The organism is Agarivorans sp. TSD2052, from assembly GCF_023238625.1.
In the GTDB taxonomy this organism is placed as follows: Bacteria; Pseudomonadota; Gammaproteobacteria; order Enterobacterales; family Celerinatantimonadaceae; genus Agarivorans.
In genome coordinates this window covers 3,169,992-3,185,366 of sequence record NZ_CP096670.1, presented here as the reverse complement: position 1 = coordinate 3,185,366, position 15,375 = coordinate 3,169,992, and the positions used below count along the sequence as shown (strand labels likewise).

Sequence of the window (15,375 nt, the reverse complement as noted above, 5' to 3'; positions counted from 1 at the left end):
CGGAAGAGAAGTCGTATGGTTTCGGTTAGAGAAACACATCTCAATCAACAATTATTATTTGATGAAAATCAATGGGTTGCCAGTTTGGATGTGGCGAGTGATGAGCAGCAAAAATTGTTTGAAGTCAGTAATTTCTTCCGCGAACTCGATGCCGATAAACAACAAATCCATTCTTGCCTAAATAAAGGTAAGGAAATGGTAGAGATTTTAGTCACTCTCAATATGGACTTACCAACCCTTAAAGCTGCTTTATTATTTCCCTTTGTAGAATCGGGTTTAATTGCTAAAGATAAGCTCGCTCAGCAGTTTTCTGAAGAGGTCGTAAAACTACAGTTTGACGCGGCGCAAATGGACGCGATGAAAGTGTTGCGTACTGGGCAAAACAAAAGCTTGTCAGCAGGTCAAATTGACAATGTAAGACGCATGCTATTGGCGATGGTAGGAGATGTTCGGGCAATCGTAATTAAGCTTGCAGAACGAATTTGTTTCCTGCGCGAAGTTAAAAATGAAAGTGAAGATATTCGCGTGCTGGCGGCGAAAGAAAGCCAAGACATTTATGCGCCATTAGCGAACCGCTTAGGGATTGGCCAATTAAAGTGGGAGTTAGAAGACTTTACTTTTCGCTACCTGCACCCAGATACCTACAAGCTGATTGCCAAACAGTTAGATGAGAAAAGGATTGCCAGAACAGACTACATAGAAGACTTTGTTAACAAGCTTCAGCAAGATATTAGCGCGGCAAATATTAAAGCTGAAGTTTATGGCAGACCTAAGCATATCTATAGTATCTGGCGAAAAATGCAAAAGAAGGATTTATCCTTCGATAAACTGTTTGATGTAAGAGCGATTCGTATTGTTGCTGAAAAACTTCAAGATTGTTATGCAATACTTGGGGTGGTTCATACATCTTGGCATCATATCCCCAGCGAATTTGATGATTATGTCGCTAATCCAAAACCTAATGGTTATCAGTCAATCCATACTGTGGTGGTAGGCCCTGAAGGGAAAACTATCGAAGTGCAAATCCGCACTAAGCAGATGCACGAAGAATCTGAGTTGGGGGTGGCCGCGCACTGGAAGTACAAAGAAGGCGGCAGTGGCGGTAGAACTGACTTTGAAGACAAAATTGCTTGGTTACGCAAGTTACTCGCATGGCAAGATGATATTGCCGAGAATGGCTCTATGCTTGAAGAGCTTCGCTCGCAAGTGTTTGATGACCGCGTTTATGTATTTACCCCGAGCGGCGAAGTGATCGACCTGCCCGCCGGTTCTACTCCCTTAGATTTTGCTTATTACGTGCATAGCCAAGTGGGGCATCGTTGTATTGGTGCTAAAATTGGCGGGCGTATTGTGCCGTTTACCTATCAATTAAGTACCGGCGAGCAAGTTGAAATTATAACCCAAAAAGAATCCAGTCCCAGTCGCGATTGGCTTAACCCAAATTTGGGCTATGTGAAGTCATCACGAGCGCGTACCAAAATTGCCACTTGGTTCAAGAAACAAGATAAAGATAAAAACCAAGTTGTAGGTAAAGACTTACTTGAAGCCGAGCTAAGTAAACATGGCTTTAAAATGAGTGATGTTGAAAGCTGTGTTGAACGTTTTAATGTGAAGACATTAGATGATTTACTGGCTGCCATTGGGGCCGGCGATGTGCGCTTAAATCAATTGGTGCACTACTTACAAGCGACCCTAAATAAACCTACTGCTGAAGAGCTTGATCGACAAGCTTTAGAAACAATCACCAAAAAAGCCGAACATCACGGTCAAAAGAAAAAACGCGCTAAAGATGCCATCGTTGTTGATGGTGTGGGTAACCTAATGACCCATGTTGCGCGTTGTTGTCAGCCTATTCCTGGTGATTCAATTAAGGGCTTTATTACCCAAGGTAGAGGGATTTCAATCCACAGTGTTGATTGTGAGCAGTTAGCTGAGTTGGTCAGCCGCACACCTGAACGAGTGATAGACGCAGTGTGGGGTGGAAAGGATTCGGGAGGCTACAATTTAACGATTCGAATCGTTGCGAATGATCGAAGTGGTTTGCTGCGTGACATCACTACAGTATTAGCCAATGACAAAGTGAATGTGCAGGGCATGCAAAGTAACTCCGATACCAAGAGTCAAACCGCGACCATCGATATGGATATCGAGATATATAACTTAGAAACCCTGTCTCGGGTACTGTCAAAGATTAATCAGCTCAATCACATTATTGAAGCGCGTCGTTTACGTTAAGCTTAGGGACACTAACAGCCATATGCTGCAACCGCCTTATACAATTGATACCTTGTTGACCATAATGGCAAGGTTACGCGATCCAGAAGGGGGATGCCCTTGGGATCTAAAGCAAAGTTGGCAATCTATCGTTCCCTATACTGTCGAAGAAACTTATGAAGTGGTAGAAGAGATCAATCTGGCTTTAGAGACGGGGAATTTCAACGAGGTTAAGCTCGAACTGGGCGATTTATTGTTTCAAGTGGTTTATTACGCTCAATTTGCACATGAACAAGGCGATTTTCAGTTTGCTGATGTGGTTGAAGGAATATGTGAAAAGCTGATCCGCCGTCACCCGCATGTGTTTGCTGAGCAAGCCTTTAGCAATGAAGCTGCCGTAAAGGCTAACTGGGAAGCAGAAAAAGCCAAAGAACGCGCGAGTAAAGCAAAAACTAAGCTCAGTGTATTAGATGATGTTCCGATGGCTTTGCCGGCCTTGAGCCGCGCGCAGAAGCTACAGCAACGCTGTGCCAGTGTGGGTTTTGACTGGCCAAGTGTCGAACCGGTGCTTGACAAGGTTCAAGAAGAACTGGAAGAAGTTCAACAAGCGATTAGTTCAAAAAAACAACAGGATATTGCCGAGGAAATTGGTGATTTGTTGTTTACTTGCGTAAATTTAGCCCGAGCTTGTGAATTTGATGCCGAAGACTTACTGCGCCAAGCCAATCAAAAATTTAGTCGTAGATTCCGCTCTGTAGAGGACCTAGCAAGGCTTGATGGTAAAAAATTGGAACAAATGAACCTCCAAGAAATGGATTCTTTGTGGGATAAAGTGAAAGAAAATTACAAAAATTGATTTACAACAAAAACACGAAAACTTAGTCTTGTTAGAGTGACATTGATTGTGGTGTTAAAGAGGCTTTGCTATACTATGCCCCCGTCCAAGTATCGCAGATACGCCCTTAACACATCCAACTTCTCAGGTTCGACATGACAACAAAATACATTTTCGTCACTGGTGGCGTAGTATCCTCTTTGGGTAAAGGTATTGCCGCTGCATCGCTGGCTGCCATTCTTGAAGCTCGTGGTCTTAAAGTGACCATTATGAAGCTTGACCCTTACATTAATGTAGATCCAGGCACCATGAGTCCGATCCAACACGGTGAAGTGTTTGTGACAGAGGATGGTGCAGAAACAGATCTCGATTTAGGTCATTACGAGCGCTTTATTCGTAACAAAATGACCAAACGTAATAACTTCACTACTGGTCGGGTTTATGAAGATGTATTGCGTAAAGAACGTCGTGGAGACTATTTAGGCGCTACCATTCAGGTTATTCCGCACATTACTAACGCCATTAAAGAGCGCATTGTAGCTGGTGGTGAAGGTGTTGATGTAGCGATTGTAGAAATCGGTGGCACCGTAGGTGACATTGAATCTCAGCCTTTCTTAGAAGCTATTCGTCAGTTAGGTACAGAAATTGGCCGCGAGCGCGCCATGTACATGCACCTTACTTTAGTGCCTTATTTGGGCGCTGCTGGTGAAGTTAAAACGAAGCCGACACAGCACTCAGTGAAAGAACTTCGTTCGATTGGTATTCAGCCTGACATTCTAATTTGTCGTAGTGACCGTGCTATTCCGGCTAATGAACGCGCTAAAATTGCTTTGTTCACTAATGTGCCTGACCGAGCGGTTATCTCGCTGAAAGACGTAGATAGTATCTATAAAATTCCTGCGCTATTAAAATCACAAGGTTTAGATAACTTAGTGACCGAGCGCTTTGGCATTGACTGCCCTGAAGCCGATTTATGCGAATGGGAACAAGTAATATATGAAGAAGCTAATCCTACCAATGAAGTGATCATTGGCATGGTAGGCAAATATGTTGAACTGCCAGATGCTTACAAATCGGTTAATGAAGCACTTAAACATGCTGGGTTGAAAAACCGTTTGAGTGTGAAAATTCAATACGTAGACTCTCAAGATCTTGAAGTAAAAGGTACTGATGTACTAAAAGACTTAGATGCGATTTTGGTCCCTGGCGGTTTTGGTGAGCGTGGCGTTGAAGGTAAAATTTTAGCCGCACAGTTCGCTCGAGAAAACAAAGTGCCTTATTTAGGTATTTGTTTGGGCATGCAAGTAGCGTTAATTGAATACGCACGCAACGTTGCCGGTTTAACTGATGCGCATTCTTCAGAGTTTAACCCAGAGTCTTCAGCGCCTGTTGTCGGCTTAATTACCGAGTGGATCGACGAAGACGGTAAAGTAGAAGTGCGTGATAGCAAGTCTGATCTTGGCGGCACTATGCGTTTAGGTTCGCAACTATGCCACCTAACTAAAGGCTCTAAAGTTGCTGATTTATATGGCAGTGTAGAAATTTACGAACGACACAGGCACCGTTACGAGGTGAATAACACCTTGTTACCTAAGATTACCAAGAAAGGTCTTAAGGTTACTGGCCTGTCGTCAGACAAGAAATTAGTGGAAATTATTGAGAACCCTGATCATCCTTGGTTTGTGGCGGCTCAATTCCACCCAGAATTTACGTCAACGCCCCGCGACGGACACCCGTTGTTTGCTGGTTTTATTAAAGCAGCTGGCGAATTTAATAAAGCTCGCTAGTATCTATTAGCGGGTCGTAATTTTAGAAAGTTTGTAGTTTGTTTATTTATAGAGGAAATTAGTAATGTCTAATATCGTAAAAGTACTTGGTCGTGAAATCATGGATTCACGCGGTAACCCAACTGTAGAAGCTGAAGTTCATCTTGCTGATGGTTCTTTCGGTATGGCTGCTGCTCCTTCTGGCGCATCAACTGGTTCTCGTGAAGCATTAGAATTACGTGATGGCGATAAAGCTCGTTACTTAGGCAAAGGTGTATTAAAAGCTGTTGCTGCTGTAAACGGCCCAATCGCAGAAGCATTAGTAGGTAAAGATGCTTTAGCCCAAGCTGAACTTGACCAAATCATGATCGACTTAGATGGCACAGAAAACAAAGCTAAATTTGGCGCAAACGCTATCTTAGCTGTTTCTTTAGCTGCTGCTAAAGCTGCTGCTGATTCTAAAAATGTACCACTATACGCTCACATTGCTGACTTAAATGGTACTTCTGGTGTTTACTCTATGCCTCTTCCAATGATGAACATCATCAACGGTGGTGAGCACGCAGATAACAGTGTAGACATCCAAGAATTTATGATTCAACCTGTTGGCGCTGCAAACTTCCGTGAAGGCCTACGTATGGGTGCTGAAGTATTCCATAGCCTAGCTAAAGTACTTAAAGCTGACGGTCACTCAACAGCTGTTGGTGATGAAGGTGGTTTCGCGCCAAACCTAGAGTCAAACGAAGCTGCACTTGCTGCAATTAAAGTTGCTGTTGCAAACGCAGGTTACGAGCTAGGTAAAGACATCACTTTAGCGATGGATTGTGCTGCATCTGAGTTTTACGACAAAGAAGCAAACATCTACGACCTTAAAGGTGAAGGCAAGAAATTCACGTCTGAAGAATTCAACTTCTTCTTACAAGAACTTACTCAACAATACCCAATTGTTTCTATCGAAGATGGTCTTGACGAGTCAGATTGGGATGGTTTCGCACACCAAACCAAACTAATGGGTGATAAAATCCAATTGGTTGGTGACGATTTGTTCGTAACTAACACTAAGATCCTTAAGCGTGGTATCGACAACGGCATCGCTAACTCTATCCTAATTAAATTCAACCAAATCGGTTCTTTAACTGAAACTTTGGCTGCAATTAAAATGGCTAAAGACGCTGGCTTCACTGTTGTTATCTCTCACCGTTCAGGCGAGACTGAAGATGCAACTATTGCTGACCTAGCTGTTGGTACTGCTGCTGGCCAAATCAAAACGGGTTCATTGAGCCGTTCTGACCGTGTAGCTAAGTACAACCAACTTCTTCGCATTGAAGAAGCTCTAGGTTCAAAAGCACCATACAACGGTCTTAAAGAAGTTAAAGGTCAAGCTTAATTCATAAATTAGCTTAATCTACACTTTAAATCCCCAAGCACTTAGTGCTTGGGGATTTTTTTTGCCAAGGATTTGGATAAATCGCTTAGTGCTTATGGAGTAACATTCGGCTTTGTGGGATTATCTCTGTCAGGGAGGAGCCATGCGTTCGTTTAAAATTCTACTAATACTGATTGTTTTGCTTTTGCAGTACCAGCTGTGGTTCGGCAAAAACTCAATAAATGACTATTTTTCTTTGCAGGATCAGGTAGCTAAGCAGCAGTTGGCGAATCAACAATTGGCCCAGCGAAACGGTGTATTACAGGCTGAGATTGGTGATTTACGTAATGGCCTAGACGCAGCAGAAGAACACGCAAGAAACGAATTAGGAATGATTAAACAAGGTGAAACCTTCTATCGCATCATTCCTTCCTCTGACACTGAATAATGGTTGGCCTCGAGTATTAATAATTAATGAGTTCTCACAGTAAGCAATATACTGCTTTGCTCCCAGCGGCAGGTATTGGCAGCCGCATGCAAGCAGATATTCCTAAGCAATATTTATACTTAGCGGGCAAAACAATTCTTGAAACGACGGCGTTGGCATTTTTGTCCCACCCTAGAATTGCGCAAGTAGTCGTGGTTTTGCATCCCGATGACCAGTGGTTTAGCGCCCTGGAGATAGCCCATTCTGGTCGAGTAAGCGTTGTGCAAGGCGGTGACGAGCGCGCCGACTCGGTATTAGCGGGTTTGCAAACTATAACCGACGATTGGGTGCTAGTGCATGATGCGGCGAGACCGTGTATCACCCATGATGATATCAGTACACTTATCGAGACGGTTGAACAAACCAATCATGGTGGCATTTTAGCTTGTCAGGTTCGCGATACAATGAAGCGAGGGGCTGCAGGTAAAGTTGAGCATACGGTATCCAGAGAGCAGCTTTGGCATGCCTTAACGCCACAGATGTTTCAAGTGCAAACCCTAAGGCAGAATATTTGTGATGCCTTGGCGGCAGGTGCCAGTATCACCGATGAAGCGTCGGCCATGGAATGGGCTGACCACACAGTGAATTTAGTGGAAGGCCGTAGCGACAATATAAAAGTCACTTGTCCTGAAGACTTGGCGTTAGCTAGGTGGTACTTAAGCCAACAACAAAATAACGAGGTAGTAGGATGAGCATTCGCATTGGGCACGGTTTTGATGTGCATAAATTTGGCGGTCAGGGACCGTTAGTCGTCGCGGGTGTGGCGATTCCTTATGAGCAAGGTTTTATCGCTCACTCTGATGGTGATGTGGCTTTACACGCCCTGTGTGATGCGCTACTGGGTGCTTTGGCTTTAGGCGATATTGGTCATCATTTTCCCGACAATGATCAAGCCTATGCAGGAATTGATTCTCGTATTTTACTGCGACAAGTTATGGCGCAAGTTAGTCAACGTGGTTACCAGTTAGGCAACGTGGATTTAACCATCGTCGCTCAAGCGCCGAAAATGGCTCCTCATATCGAAAAAATGCGGCTAAATATTGCTGAAGATTTAGCGGCCGATATTGGTCAAGTGAATGTTAAAGCCACCACCACCGAAAAGCTGGGTTTTGAAGGGCGAAAAGAAGGTATTTCTAGCCATGCTGTCGTTCTACTGGAGGCTTGCTAAATGAGCGACTATTCAACAATCATCTCTGAGCTGAATTATTTGCACGGTAAACCCTGTTGCACAGGGGAGTTAAAGCAACAGGCGGTCGACTTTCGAGTTGATGAAGTGTTGCCGTTTGAATTTAGCGGTGACGGTGAACACATGATGGTGAAAATTGAAAAAACCGGCGAGAACACCGCTTGGGTCGCAAAAATGTTGGCTGAAGCCTGCGAAGCGAGTCCAAAGGTGGTGAGTTATGCGGGTTTAAAAGATCGCCACGCGGTTACCACCCAATGGTTTAGCATTCAGTTACCAGGGAAGGCTAATATTCAGTTAGCCGAAAATTTGGGTGAAGGGGTAAAAGTAATCGCTACTGCTCGGCATAACCGAAAACTAAAACGTGGCGCCTTATCGGGTAATCATTTTGTTATTCGCCTTCGTAATGTATCTGATATTGAGCAAGCTTTACAGCGAGCTGAGCACGTAGCCAACGAAGGTGTCCCCAACTATTTTGGTTCACAACGTTTTGGTCGCGGTGCTAGCAACATAGATAACGCGTTAGCTATGTTTGCAGGCAGACGTGTTAAAAGTCGAGAAAAGCGCAGCATGTATTTGTCAGCAGCTCGTAGCTTGGTGTTTAACCAAGCCATTAGTCAGCGGATAGAGCAGCAGTTGTTTAAGCAGGTGCTTGATGGTGATGTGATGAAGTTTGCTACTAGTAATGCCTATTTTGTGGCAGAGCAAGCTGACCAAGCCATTCTAGAACGTTTTGAACAAGCAGAAATTGAATTATCAGCTCCAATGGTCGGTAAGGGCGAGTTGGCCTGCCTAGATAAGGCATTGGCATTTGAAACATCTGTGTTGGCAAGCTATCCGGAGATTGTCAGCGGATTGTCCGAGGCGGGACTGAAAATGGAGCGTCGTGCTTTAGCACTTAAGCCACAGCAATTTAGCTATCATGCCGACGCGAACGACCTCGTGCTTAGCTTCTTTTTAACGGCGGGTAACTACGCCACCAGTATTCTACGCGAAATTGTAAATTGTGAAGGCGAAAGTAATGACCATATTAGTGAGTAATGATGATGGCGTGCATGCGCCTGGCATCATTTGCTTGGCTGCCGCATTAAAAACCTTAGCGCCAGTACTAACGGTGGCGCCCGATCGAAACTGTAGCGGTGCTAGCAGTTCATTGACCCTAGAAAACCCGCTTCGTATCGTCTATTTGGATGAGCAAACTATTTCGGTGAAAGGTACGCCAACTGATTGTGTGCACCTTGCGATTAACGAACTGGTTGATGAATTGCCAGAGATTGTTGTCGCCGGGATTAATGCCGGCGCCAATTTAGGGGATGATGTGCTTTATTCGGGTACTGTTGCTGCCGCTATGGAGGGGCGTAACTTAGGCCTGCCAGCTATTGCTGTTTCCCTAGTGGGTCACGAGGGTAAGCATTATGATAGCGCCGCGAGTGTTACCTTGAAGTTATTAGAGCAACTTAGGGAGCACGCGCTACCGAGTAATCAAATACTTAATGTGAACGTACCCGATTTACCCTTGGCCGAGATTAAAGGTTTTAAAGTGACACGGCTTGGCAGCCGTCATCGCGCTGAAGTTATGGTCAAGCAAAAGGACCCGCGGGGACATGACATTTATTGGTTGGGACCACCTGGCGAGATGCAAGATGCCGGGGAAGGAACTGACTTTGCAGCTGTTGCTAAAGGGTACGTATCCATCACTCCTTTAACAATTGATATGACAGCTCACAGCTTTATTGGCAAACTAGACTCTTGGGTCAAGGATTGGGAGGCAGAGTAATGCAAATTGGCGAAAGCCCTAATAGTTTGAAATTGGTAAGTCAATTACGTCAGCACGGGATTCAAAATTCTGCGGTATTGAATGCGATTGCAAAACTACCGCGGCAGTATTTCATCGACGAAGCACTGGCTCATCAAGCTTGGGATAATACGGCTTTGCCTATTGGTCAGGGGCAGACGCTTTCTCAGCCCTACATCGTTGCCAAAATGACCGAGATTCTGCTGCAAACGCAACCTAAAAAAGTGTTGGAAATTGGTACCGGGTCTGGCTACCAAACGGCGGTGTTAGCTTCCTTGGTGGATCAGGTGTATTCAGTTGAGCGGATTAAAACCCTGCAGTTTCAAGCAAAAAGGCGTTTGAAGTTACTGGATTTACATAATGTTGCTACCAAGCACGGTGATGGGTGGCAAGGCTGGGCAAGTAAGGGGCCGTTTGATGCGATTTTGGTTACGGCCGCTGCCAGCGCTGTTCCTTCCGCCTTAATCGAGCAGTTAAGTGTTGGCGGGAGAATGATCATCCCCGTTGGCGAGCAACAACAGCAACAAGCTCTTATTCTTATCGAAAAACAAGCACAGGGTTTTACTCAACAACATTTAGAGCCAGTGCGTTTTGTTCCTTTAATTAATGGTGAATTAGCGTGAAAATTTTTAGTGCCTTATACGACAAAGTGATGACCTGGTCAGAGCATCGCCATGCCGTACGTTACCTCTCTGGGATGAGTTTCATTGAGTCTATCTTTTGGCCGATACCGGTAGATGTGATGTTAGCGCCAATGGCCTTATCCCGTCCTAACAAAGCTTGGCACTTTGCTATGTTAGCCACTATTTTCTCAGTATTGGGCGCAATGCTTGGATACGCTTTAGGCCAGTTTTTTTATGAACCCGTGGTAGAGCCACTGATTAATTCGTTTGGTTATCAGCACAAAATGGAAGTAGCCTTTGAATGGTTTGAACGTTGGGGAGTATTGGTTGTTTTTGTCGCTAGCTTCACACCTATTCCCTATAAAGTTTTTACCCTAACCGCTGGAATACTCAATATGGCTTTTATTCCATTTGTGCTTATTTCTTTGGTTGGCCGAGGTCTACGTTTTTACCTTGTGGCAGGTTTAATGAAGTGGGGCGGTGCTAAAATGGAAGCGCAGTTGCGCAAATACGTTGAAATCCTAGGGTGGTTAGTCATCGTGCTAGCAGTGGTAGCTTATTTACTATTACGCTAACTAGATGATATACCTGCGTTATATAACGTTTTTATTTATGCTTAGCTTACTACATGGATGTAGTCGAGAGGGGGGCCCCGCCCCGGTTACTGACGCAGGTACCTATAACCAAAAAAACCGTGGGGTTATCAGTTCTGCCAGTTATAAAGTTAAAAAAGGTGAGACTTTATATTCGATTGCTTGGCGTGCAGGGCTTGACCCCGAAGATCTGGCAAAAAGAAATAATATCTCAGCGCCCTACACAATCTTTGTTGGTCAAACTATTAAATTGAAGACGACTGGAGTTAAGTCCGGTCAGAATGTTACAAACAAGCATAAAACTGCGAAGGTGCAAGTTAAAGATGTTAAGAAATCGTCAAAAAAACTTGAATCAACGTCAACAAAGGCATACGCTGAAACCTCACCTAAGGTTGTTGCCAAGCAACACACTGGCCCAGTAAAAGGCTGGGTTTGGCCAACTAAAGGTAAGGTTATCAAAGGCTTTTCAAATCAAGCTAATGGTAATAAAGGCATAGATATTCGCGGTAGTCATGGTCAAAAGATTATCGCGTCAGCTCCTGGTAGAGTGGTATATGCGGGGAGTGCCTTAAGAGGTTACGGGAAACTTATAATAATAAAACACAATGACGACTACTTGAGTGCTTATGCCCACAACAGTCGATTACGTGTAAAAGAAAAACAGCAAGTAGCAGTAGGACAACATATCGCCGATATGGGCGATACAGGAACAACCGACACGCGATTACATTTTGAAATCCGTTTCAAAGGAAAGTCAGTAGATCCAAGTAAGTATCTACCGGCACTCTAGCCTAGATTGCACACAATAATAATAGCAATCAGGTCTTGTTCAGGGAGGTTATGCTATGACCCAAGTAAAAACTGCTGTAAAACTAAAAAGTGTTTCAACGAACAGCGCAACTAAAGCTAAAGTTGATAAAAGCGCTAGTAAAGACGATATCATGCAAGCCGATGTATCAAAGAGCTTGGATGCCACCCAACTATATCTTGGCGAGATTGGTTTTTCGCCCTTGCTCACCGCAGACGAAGAAGTGCTTTACGCACGTCGCGCCCTCAGAGGCGATGATGCTGCTCGCAAAAGAATGATTGAAAGCAATCTACGCTTAGTGGTTAAAATTGCAAGACGTTACAACAATCGAGGCTTAGCACTGTTAGATTTAATCGAGGAAGGGAACCTTGGTTTAATTCGAGCAGTTGAAAAGTTTGACCCAGAGCGAGGCTTTCGTTTCTCTACTTATGCCACTTGGTGGATCCGCCAAACTATTGAACGAGCGATTATGAATCAAACTCGTACTATTCGTTTGCCTATCCATGTGGTTAAAGAACTGAATGTTTACCTCCGTACTGCGCGTGAATTAGCTCACCGCTTGGATCATGAACCTACCGCAGAAGAAATTGCAGAAACATTAGACCGCCCAGTTGAAGACGTAACTAAAATGCTGCGTTTAAACGAACGGATTAGTTCTGTGGATACGCCTATAGGTGGGGATAATGACAAGGCGCTATTAGACATTATTTCTGATGAAAACGAGCATGGTCCCGAGCATAGAACTCAAGACGATGATATGAAAAATAGCATTGTTGAGTGGTTGGGAGAGCTAAATAGTAAGCAGCGTGAAGTGTTGGCTCGTCGTTTTGGCTTATTAGGATATGAGGCTTCAACCTTAGAAGATGTAGGCCGTGAAATTGGACTTACCCGTGAGCGAGTAAGACAAATCCAAGTCGAAGCGTTGCGTCGCCTTCGAGACATATTGTCTTTACAAGACCTATCTATCGACGCTTTATTTAAAGTGTAATAGTTAAACAAGCAAAAAAGGAAGCCTAGGCTTCCTTTTTTATTATCTAAAATCAGCTATCAGCTATCAGCTATCAGCTATCAGCTATCAGCTATCAGCTATTAGCTTGGAGCTTTAAATTAAATAATAAATCTAATGCTGCTTTAGGTGACAAGTCATTGGGATCCAAGTGTTTAAGTTGTGTCAGCACCGGGTGTTCAGTCTCTTGCATTAAGTCCATCGCTAATTGAGCGCTTAGGTCGCCGTCTGCTTCAATGCCTTTAGCGGGAGTGGGAGCATTGGCTTCGAGTTGTTTTAGCTTACTTTTAGCTTGAGTAATTACCGATTTTGGTATGCCAGCCAGTGCAGCAACTTGTAGGCCATAACTTTTACTGGCCGCCCCATCTTGTACTTGATGCATAAAGGCAATAGTGTCTTGATGCTCAACAGCATCTAAGTGCACATTTGCCACTCCTTGTAGCAGTTCTGGTAGTTGGGTCAACTCAAAATAGTGAGTAGCAAACAAGGTTTGAGATTCAAGCTTGTTGAGCGCTTTGGCTACCGCCCAAGCGAGCGACATTCCGTCATAGGTGCTGGTTCCACGACCTATTTCATCCATCAGAACGAGGCTATGTGGCGTCGCATTGTGTAAAATGTTGGCGGTTTCAGTCATCTCTACCATGAAGGTTGAGCGGCCACTGGCTAAATCGTCTGAGGCTCCAATTCGGGTAAATATTTTGTCGATAGGGCCCAGTTCAGCGGCTTCTGCAGGCACAAAACTTCCCATATAAGCCATTAAGCAAATCAGGGCCGTTTGGCGCATATACGTTGACTTACCGCCCATGTTCGGACCGGTTACTATCAACAGTTGGCGCTGCTGGTTCAATTTAACGGGGTTAGCGATAAAAGGCGTGTCGTTGACGTGTTCAACAACGGGGTGACGGCCACCTTCAATATTAATACCGGCTTGGTCAGTAAAGCTTGGTCGCACGTAATTTAAGGTTTCGGCACGTTCAGCTAAACAACACAGCACGTCTAGTTGTGCAATGGCCTGTGCGCTGCGCTGCATTTGGCTCAAGCTGGGTAATAATAAATCGAGCAGTTGGTCATACAGTTGTTTTTCAAGTGCTAGCGCTTTACCTTGGCTAGAGAGTACTTTTTCTTCGTGCTCTTTTAGCTCAGCGATAATATAGCGTTCCATATTTTTCAGCGTTTGCCTGCGAATATAGTGCTCTGGCACTTGTTCTGAATGTAGTCGGCTAACTTCAATATAAAAGCCATGCACTTTGTTGTAGCCAATCTTTAGATTAGCAATGCCCGTTTGTTCCCGCTCGCGTTGCTCGATGCCTTTCAAGAATTGGGTGGCACCGTCACTTAAGTTGCGCCACTCATCAAGCTCCTGATTGTAACCCTCTGCAATCACGCCACCATCACGTATTAAAACCGGAGGGTTATCGATAATTGCCCGTTCTAATAGGCTTAGTGTTTCAGGAAACTCGCCAATACTTTTAGCGATTGAACCGAGCGCGCTGCAATGAGCTAAGTCGCTTTGTAGGTCTGGCAGAAGACTAAATGCGTTACGTAAGCGTGCTAAATCACGGGGGCGGGCAGAGCGTAGTGCTAAGCGAGCCAGTATTCGTTCGATATCACCAATGGATTTGAGAATGCCTTGGATTGGCGTATACAAATCTGCTGCCAATATTTCTGCAATACAATCTTGGCGGTCAATCACTTGTTGTTGGTTACTTAAAGGTTGGTGTAACCAGCGGTTCAGTAAGCGGCTTCCCATAGACGTTGAACTATGGTCGAGAATTGAGCTAAGGGTGTTTTCAAAGCCTCCCGCTAGATTGCGCGTGAGCTCGAGGTTTTTACGGCTGGCGGCATCAAGTTGAATGAACTGGTTTTGGCTCTCGACGATAATGGCATTAATGTGAGGCAGCGCGGTACGTTGAGTATCTTGTACGTATTGCATCAAACAACCGGCAGCGGCGAGGGCCAATGGGTACTCACTTACGCCAAAACCATCTAAATGACGGGTGCCAAACTGCTGATTCAAGGCTTTTTGGGCGCTGGCTAAATCGTATTCCCATTCGCCTCGACGACGTAAACCTTTGTAGCTTTGCAGGGCAGGGAAGAACTCAAAATCATCTGGGTATAGCAATTCTGCAGGATTTAGACGTTGCAGCTCGGCTTGTAGCTGTTGCTCACCAATAAATTGGTTAATGACAAAGCGACCACTGGCTATATCTAAGTAGGCTAAACCAATTTGTTGCTGTTGGTTGATCACGCTCACCAGCAGATTGTCTTGTTTTTCTTCTAATAAAGCCTCGTCGCTGACAGTACCAGGGGTGATGATTCGCACAACCTTACGTTCAACCGGCCCTTTACTGGTTGCGGGGTCACCTATTTGTTCACAAATGGCAACAGATTCGCCTAATTGGACCAAGCGAGATAAATAGTTCTCAGCTGCGTGATATGGAATACCTGCCATAGGGATAGGGGTACCCGCCGATTGACCACGCTTGGTCAACGATATGTCCATTAACTCTGAGGCGCGTTTGGCGTCATCGTAAAACAGTTCGTAAAAATCACCCATTCTATAGAACAATAGAATCTCAGGATGCTGGGCCTTTAACGTTAAGTATTGGCGCATCATAGGAGTGTGCTTTTCTAGATTAGTTTCAGTCATTAGGCTTATCGAATTGTTTAGTAATGGTTAAACGAAGCAGCAAGGATAA

Annotated in this window: 14 protein-coding genes; 13 read left to right on the top strand and 1 reads right to left on the bottom strand. The window is 44.5% G+C overall.

The features are described 5' to 3' along the window. Window positions 1-15 precede the first annotated feature (15 nt). From relA to rpoS, 13 genes are all read left to right on the top strand, one after another. Window positions 16-2,235: a GTP diphosphokinase gene (gene relA / locus M0C34_RS14410; RefSeq protein WP_248712374.1), complete on the top strand. Its 2,220-nt coding sequence runs from the start codon at window positions 16-18 to the stop codon at window positions 2,233-2,235. Between the two features lie 22 nt (window positions 2,236-2,257). After that, window positions 2,258-3,070: a nucleoside triphosphate pyrophosphohydrolase gene (gene mazG, locus M0C34_RS14405; RefSeq protein WP_256469278.1), complete on the top strand. Its 813-nt coding sequence runs from the start codon at window positions 2,258-2,260 to the stop codon at window positions 3,068-3,070. A 134-nt stretch (window positions 3,071-3,204) separates the two neighbouring features. Next, window positions 3,205-4,836: a CTP synthase gene (locus tag M0C34_RS14400; protein ID WP_248712372.1), complete on the top strand. Its 1,632-nt coding sequence runs from the start codon at window positions 3,205-3,207 to the stop codon at window positions 4,834-4,836. A 64-nt stretch (window positions 4,837-4,900) separates the two neighbouring features. Next, complete coding sequence (gene eno, locus M0C34_RS14395) at window positions 4,901-6,202, top strand: phosphopyruvate hydratase (protein WP_248712371.1); 1,302 nt, start codon at window positions 4,901-4,903, stop codon at window positions 6,200-6,202. Window positions 6,203-6,344: 142 nt separating this feature from the next. Next, a complete protein-coding gene (gene ftsB / locus M0C34_RS14390) occupies window positions 6,345-6,629 on the top strand; it encodes a cell division protein FtsB (protein WP_248712370.1) in 285 nt (94 codons plus the stop codon). Between the two features lie 26 nt (window positions 6,630-6,655). Then, on the top strand, window positions 6,656-7,360 hold the full coding sequence (ispD, locus tag M0C34_RS14385; RefSeq protein WP_248712369.1) for a 2-C-methyl-D-erythritol 4-phosphate cytidylyltransferase: 705 nt from the start codon (window positions 6,656-6,658) through the stop codon (window positions 7,358-7,360). Next, a complete protein-coding gene (gene ispF / locus M0C34_RS14380) occupies window positions 7,357-7,836 on the top strand; it encodes a 2-C-methyl-D-erythritol 2,4-cyclodiphosphate synthase (RefSeq protein WP_248712368.1) in 480 nt (159 codons plus the stop codon). Before ispD ends, ispF begins: the two co-directional genes overlap by 4 nt. After that, on the top strand, window positions 7,837-8,892 hold the full coding sequence (gene truD, locus M0C34_RS14375; protein ID WP_248712367.1) for a tRNA pseudouridine(13) synthase TruD: 1,056 nt from the start codon (window positions 7,837-7,839) through the stop codon (window positions 8,890-8,892). Further along, window positions 8,873-9,628 (top strand): 5'/3'-nucleotidase SurE, encoded by a 756-nt coding sequence (surE, locus tag M0C34_RS14370; protein ID WP_248712366.1) that lies wholly within the window; start codon window positions 8,873-8,875, stop codon window positions 9,626-9,628. Before truD ends, surE begins: the two co-directional genes overlap by 20 nt. Beyond that, on the top strand, window positions 9,628-10,269 hold the full coding sequence (locus M0C34_RS14365) for a protein-L-isoaspartate(D-aspartate) O-methyltransferase (protein WP_248712365.1): 642 nt from the start codon (window positions 9,628-9,630) through the stop codon (window positions 10,267-10,269). The genes surE and M0C34_RS14365 overlap by 1 nt, the downstream gene beginning before the upstream one ends. Further along, complete coding sequence (locus M0C34_RS14360; RefSeq protein WP_248712364.1) at window positions 10,266-10,844, top strand: YqaA family protein; 579 nt, start codon at window positions 10,266-10,268, stop codon at window positions 10,842-10,844. Before M0C34_RS14365 ends, M0C34_RS14360 begins: the two co-directional genes overlap by 4 nt. Window positions 10,845-10,848: 4 nt before the next feature. Beyond that, window positions 10,849-11,652, top strand: coding sequence for a peptidoglycan DD-metalloendopeptidase family protein (locus M0C34_RS14355; RefSeq protein WP_248712363.1), 804 nt, complete (start codon window positions 10,849-10,851; stop codon window positions 11,650-11,652). A gap of 55 nt (window positions 11,653-11,707) precedes the next feature. Further along, window positions 11,708-12,658 carry an RNA polymerase sigma factor RpoS gene (gene rpoS / locus M0C34_RS14350; protein ID WP_248712362.1) on the top strand — a complete coding sequence of 317 codons (951 nt, stop codon included), beginning with the start codon at window positions 11,708-11,710 and terminating at the stop codon, window positions 12,656-12,658. A 94-nt stretch (window positions 12,659-12,752) separates the two neighbouring features. On the opposite strand, the gene mutS is transcribed toward rpoS, so the two are convergent. Then, a complete protein-coding gene (gene mutS / locus M0C34_RS14345; RefSeq protein ID WP_248712361.1) occupies window positions 12,753-15,326 on the bottom strand; it encodes a DNA mismatch repair protein MutS in 2,574 nt (857 codons plus the stop codon). Window positions 15,327-15,375: the final 49 nt, after the last annotated feature.

Coding starts and splice junctions, on each gene's coding strand:
- eno (WP_248712371.1), top strand. CDS start 4,901: ATGTCTAATATCGTAAAAGTACTTGGTCGTGAAATCATGGATTCACGC.
- M0C34_RS14400 (WP_248712372.1), top strand. CDS start 3,205: ATGACAACAAAATACATTTTCGTCACTGGTGGCGTAGTATCCTCTTTG.
- ispF (WP_248712368.1), top strand. CDS start 7,357: ATGAGCATTCGCATTGGGCACGGTTTTGATGTGCATAAATTTGGCGGT.
- truD (WP_248712367.1), top strand. CDS start 7,837: ATGAGCGACTATTCAACAATCATCTCTGAGCTGAATTATTTGCACGGT.
- relA (WP_248712374.1), top strand. CDS start 16: ATGGTTTCGGTTAGAGAAACACATCTCAATCAACAATTATTATTTGAT.
- surE (WP_248712366.1), top strand. CDS start 8,873: ATGACCATATTAGTGAGTAATGATGATGGCGTGCATGCGCCTGGCATC.
- rpoS (WP_248712362.1), top strand. CDS start 11,708: ATGACCCAAGTAAAAACTGCTGTAAAACTAAAAAGTGTTTCAACGAAC.
- M0C34_RS14365 (WP_248712365.1), top strand. CDS start 9,628: ATGCAAATTGGCGAAAGCCCTAATAGTTTGAAATTGGTAAGTCAATTA.
- M0C34_RS14355 (WP_248712363.1), top strand. CDS start 10,849: ATGATATACCTGCGTTATATAACGTTTTTATTTATGCTTAGCTTACTA.
- mutS (WP_248712361.1), bottom strand. CDS start 15,326: ATGACTGAAACTAATCTAGAAAAGCACACTCCTATGATGCGCCAATAC.
- mazG (WP_256469278.1), top strand. CDS start 2,258: ATGCTGCAACCGCCTTATACAATTGATACCTTGTTGACCATAATGGCA.
- ftsB (WP_248712370.1), top strand. CDS start 6,345: ATGCGTTCGTTTAAAATTCTACTAATACTGATTGTTTTGCTTTTGCAG.
- ispD (WP_248712369.1), top strand. CDS start 6,656: ATGAGTTCTCACAGTAAGCAATATACTGCTTTGCTCCCAGCGGCAGGT.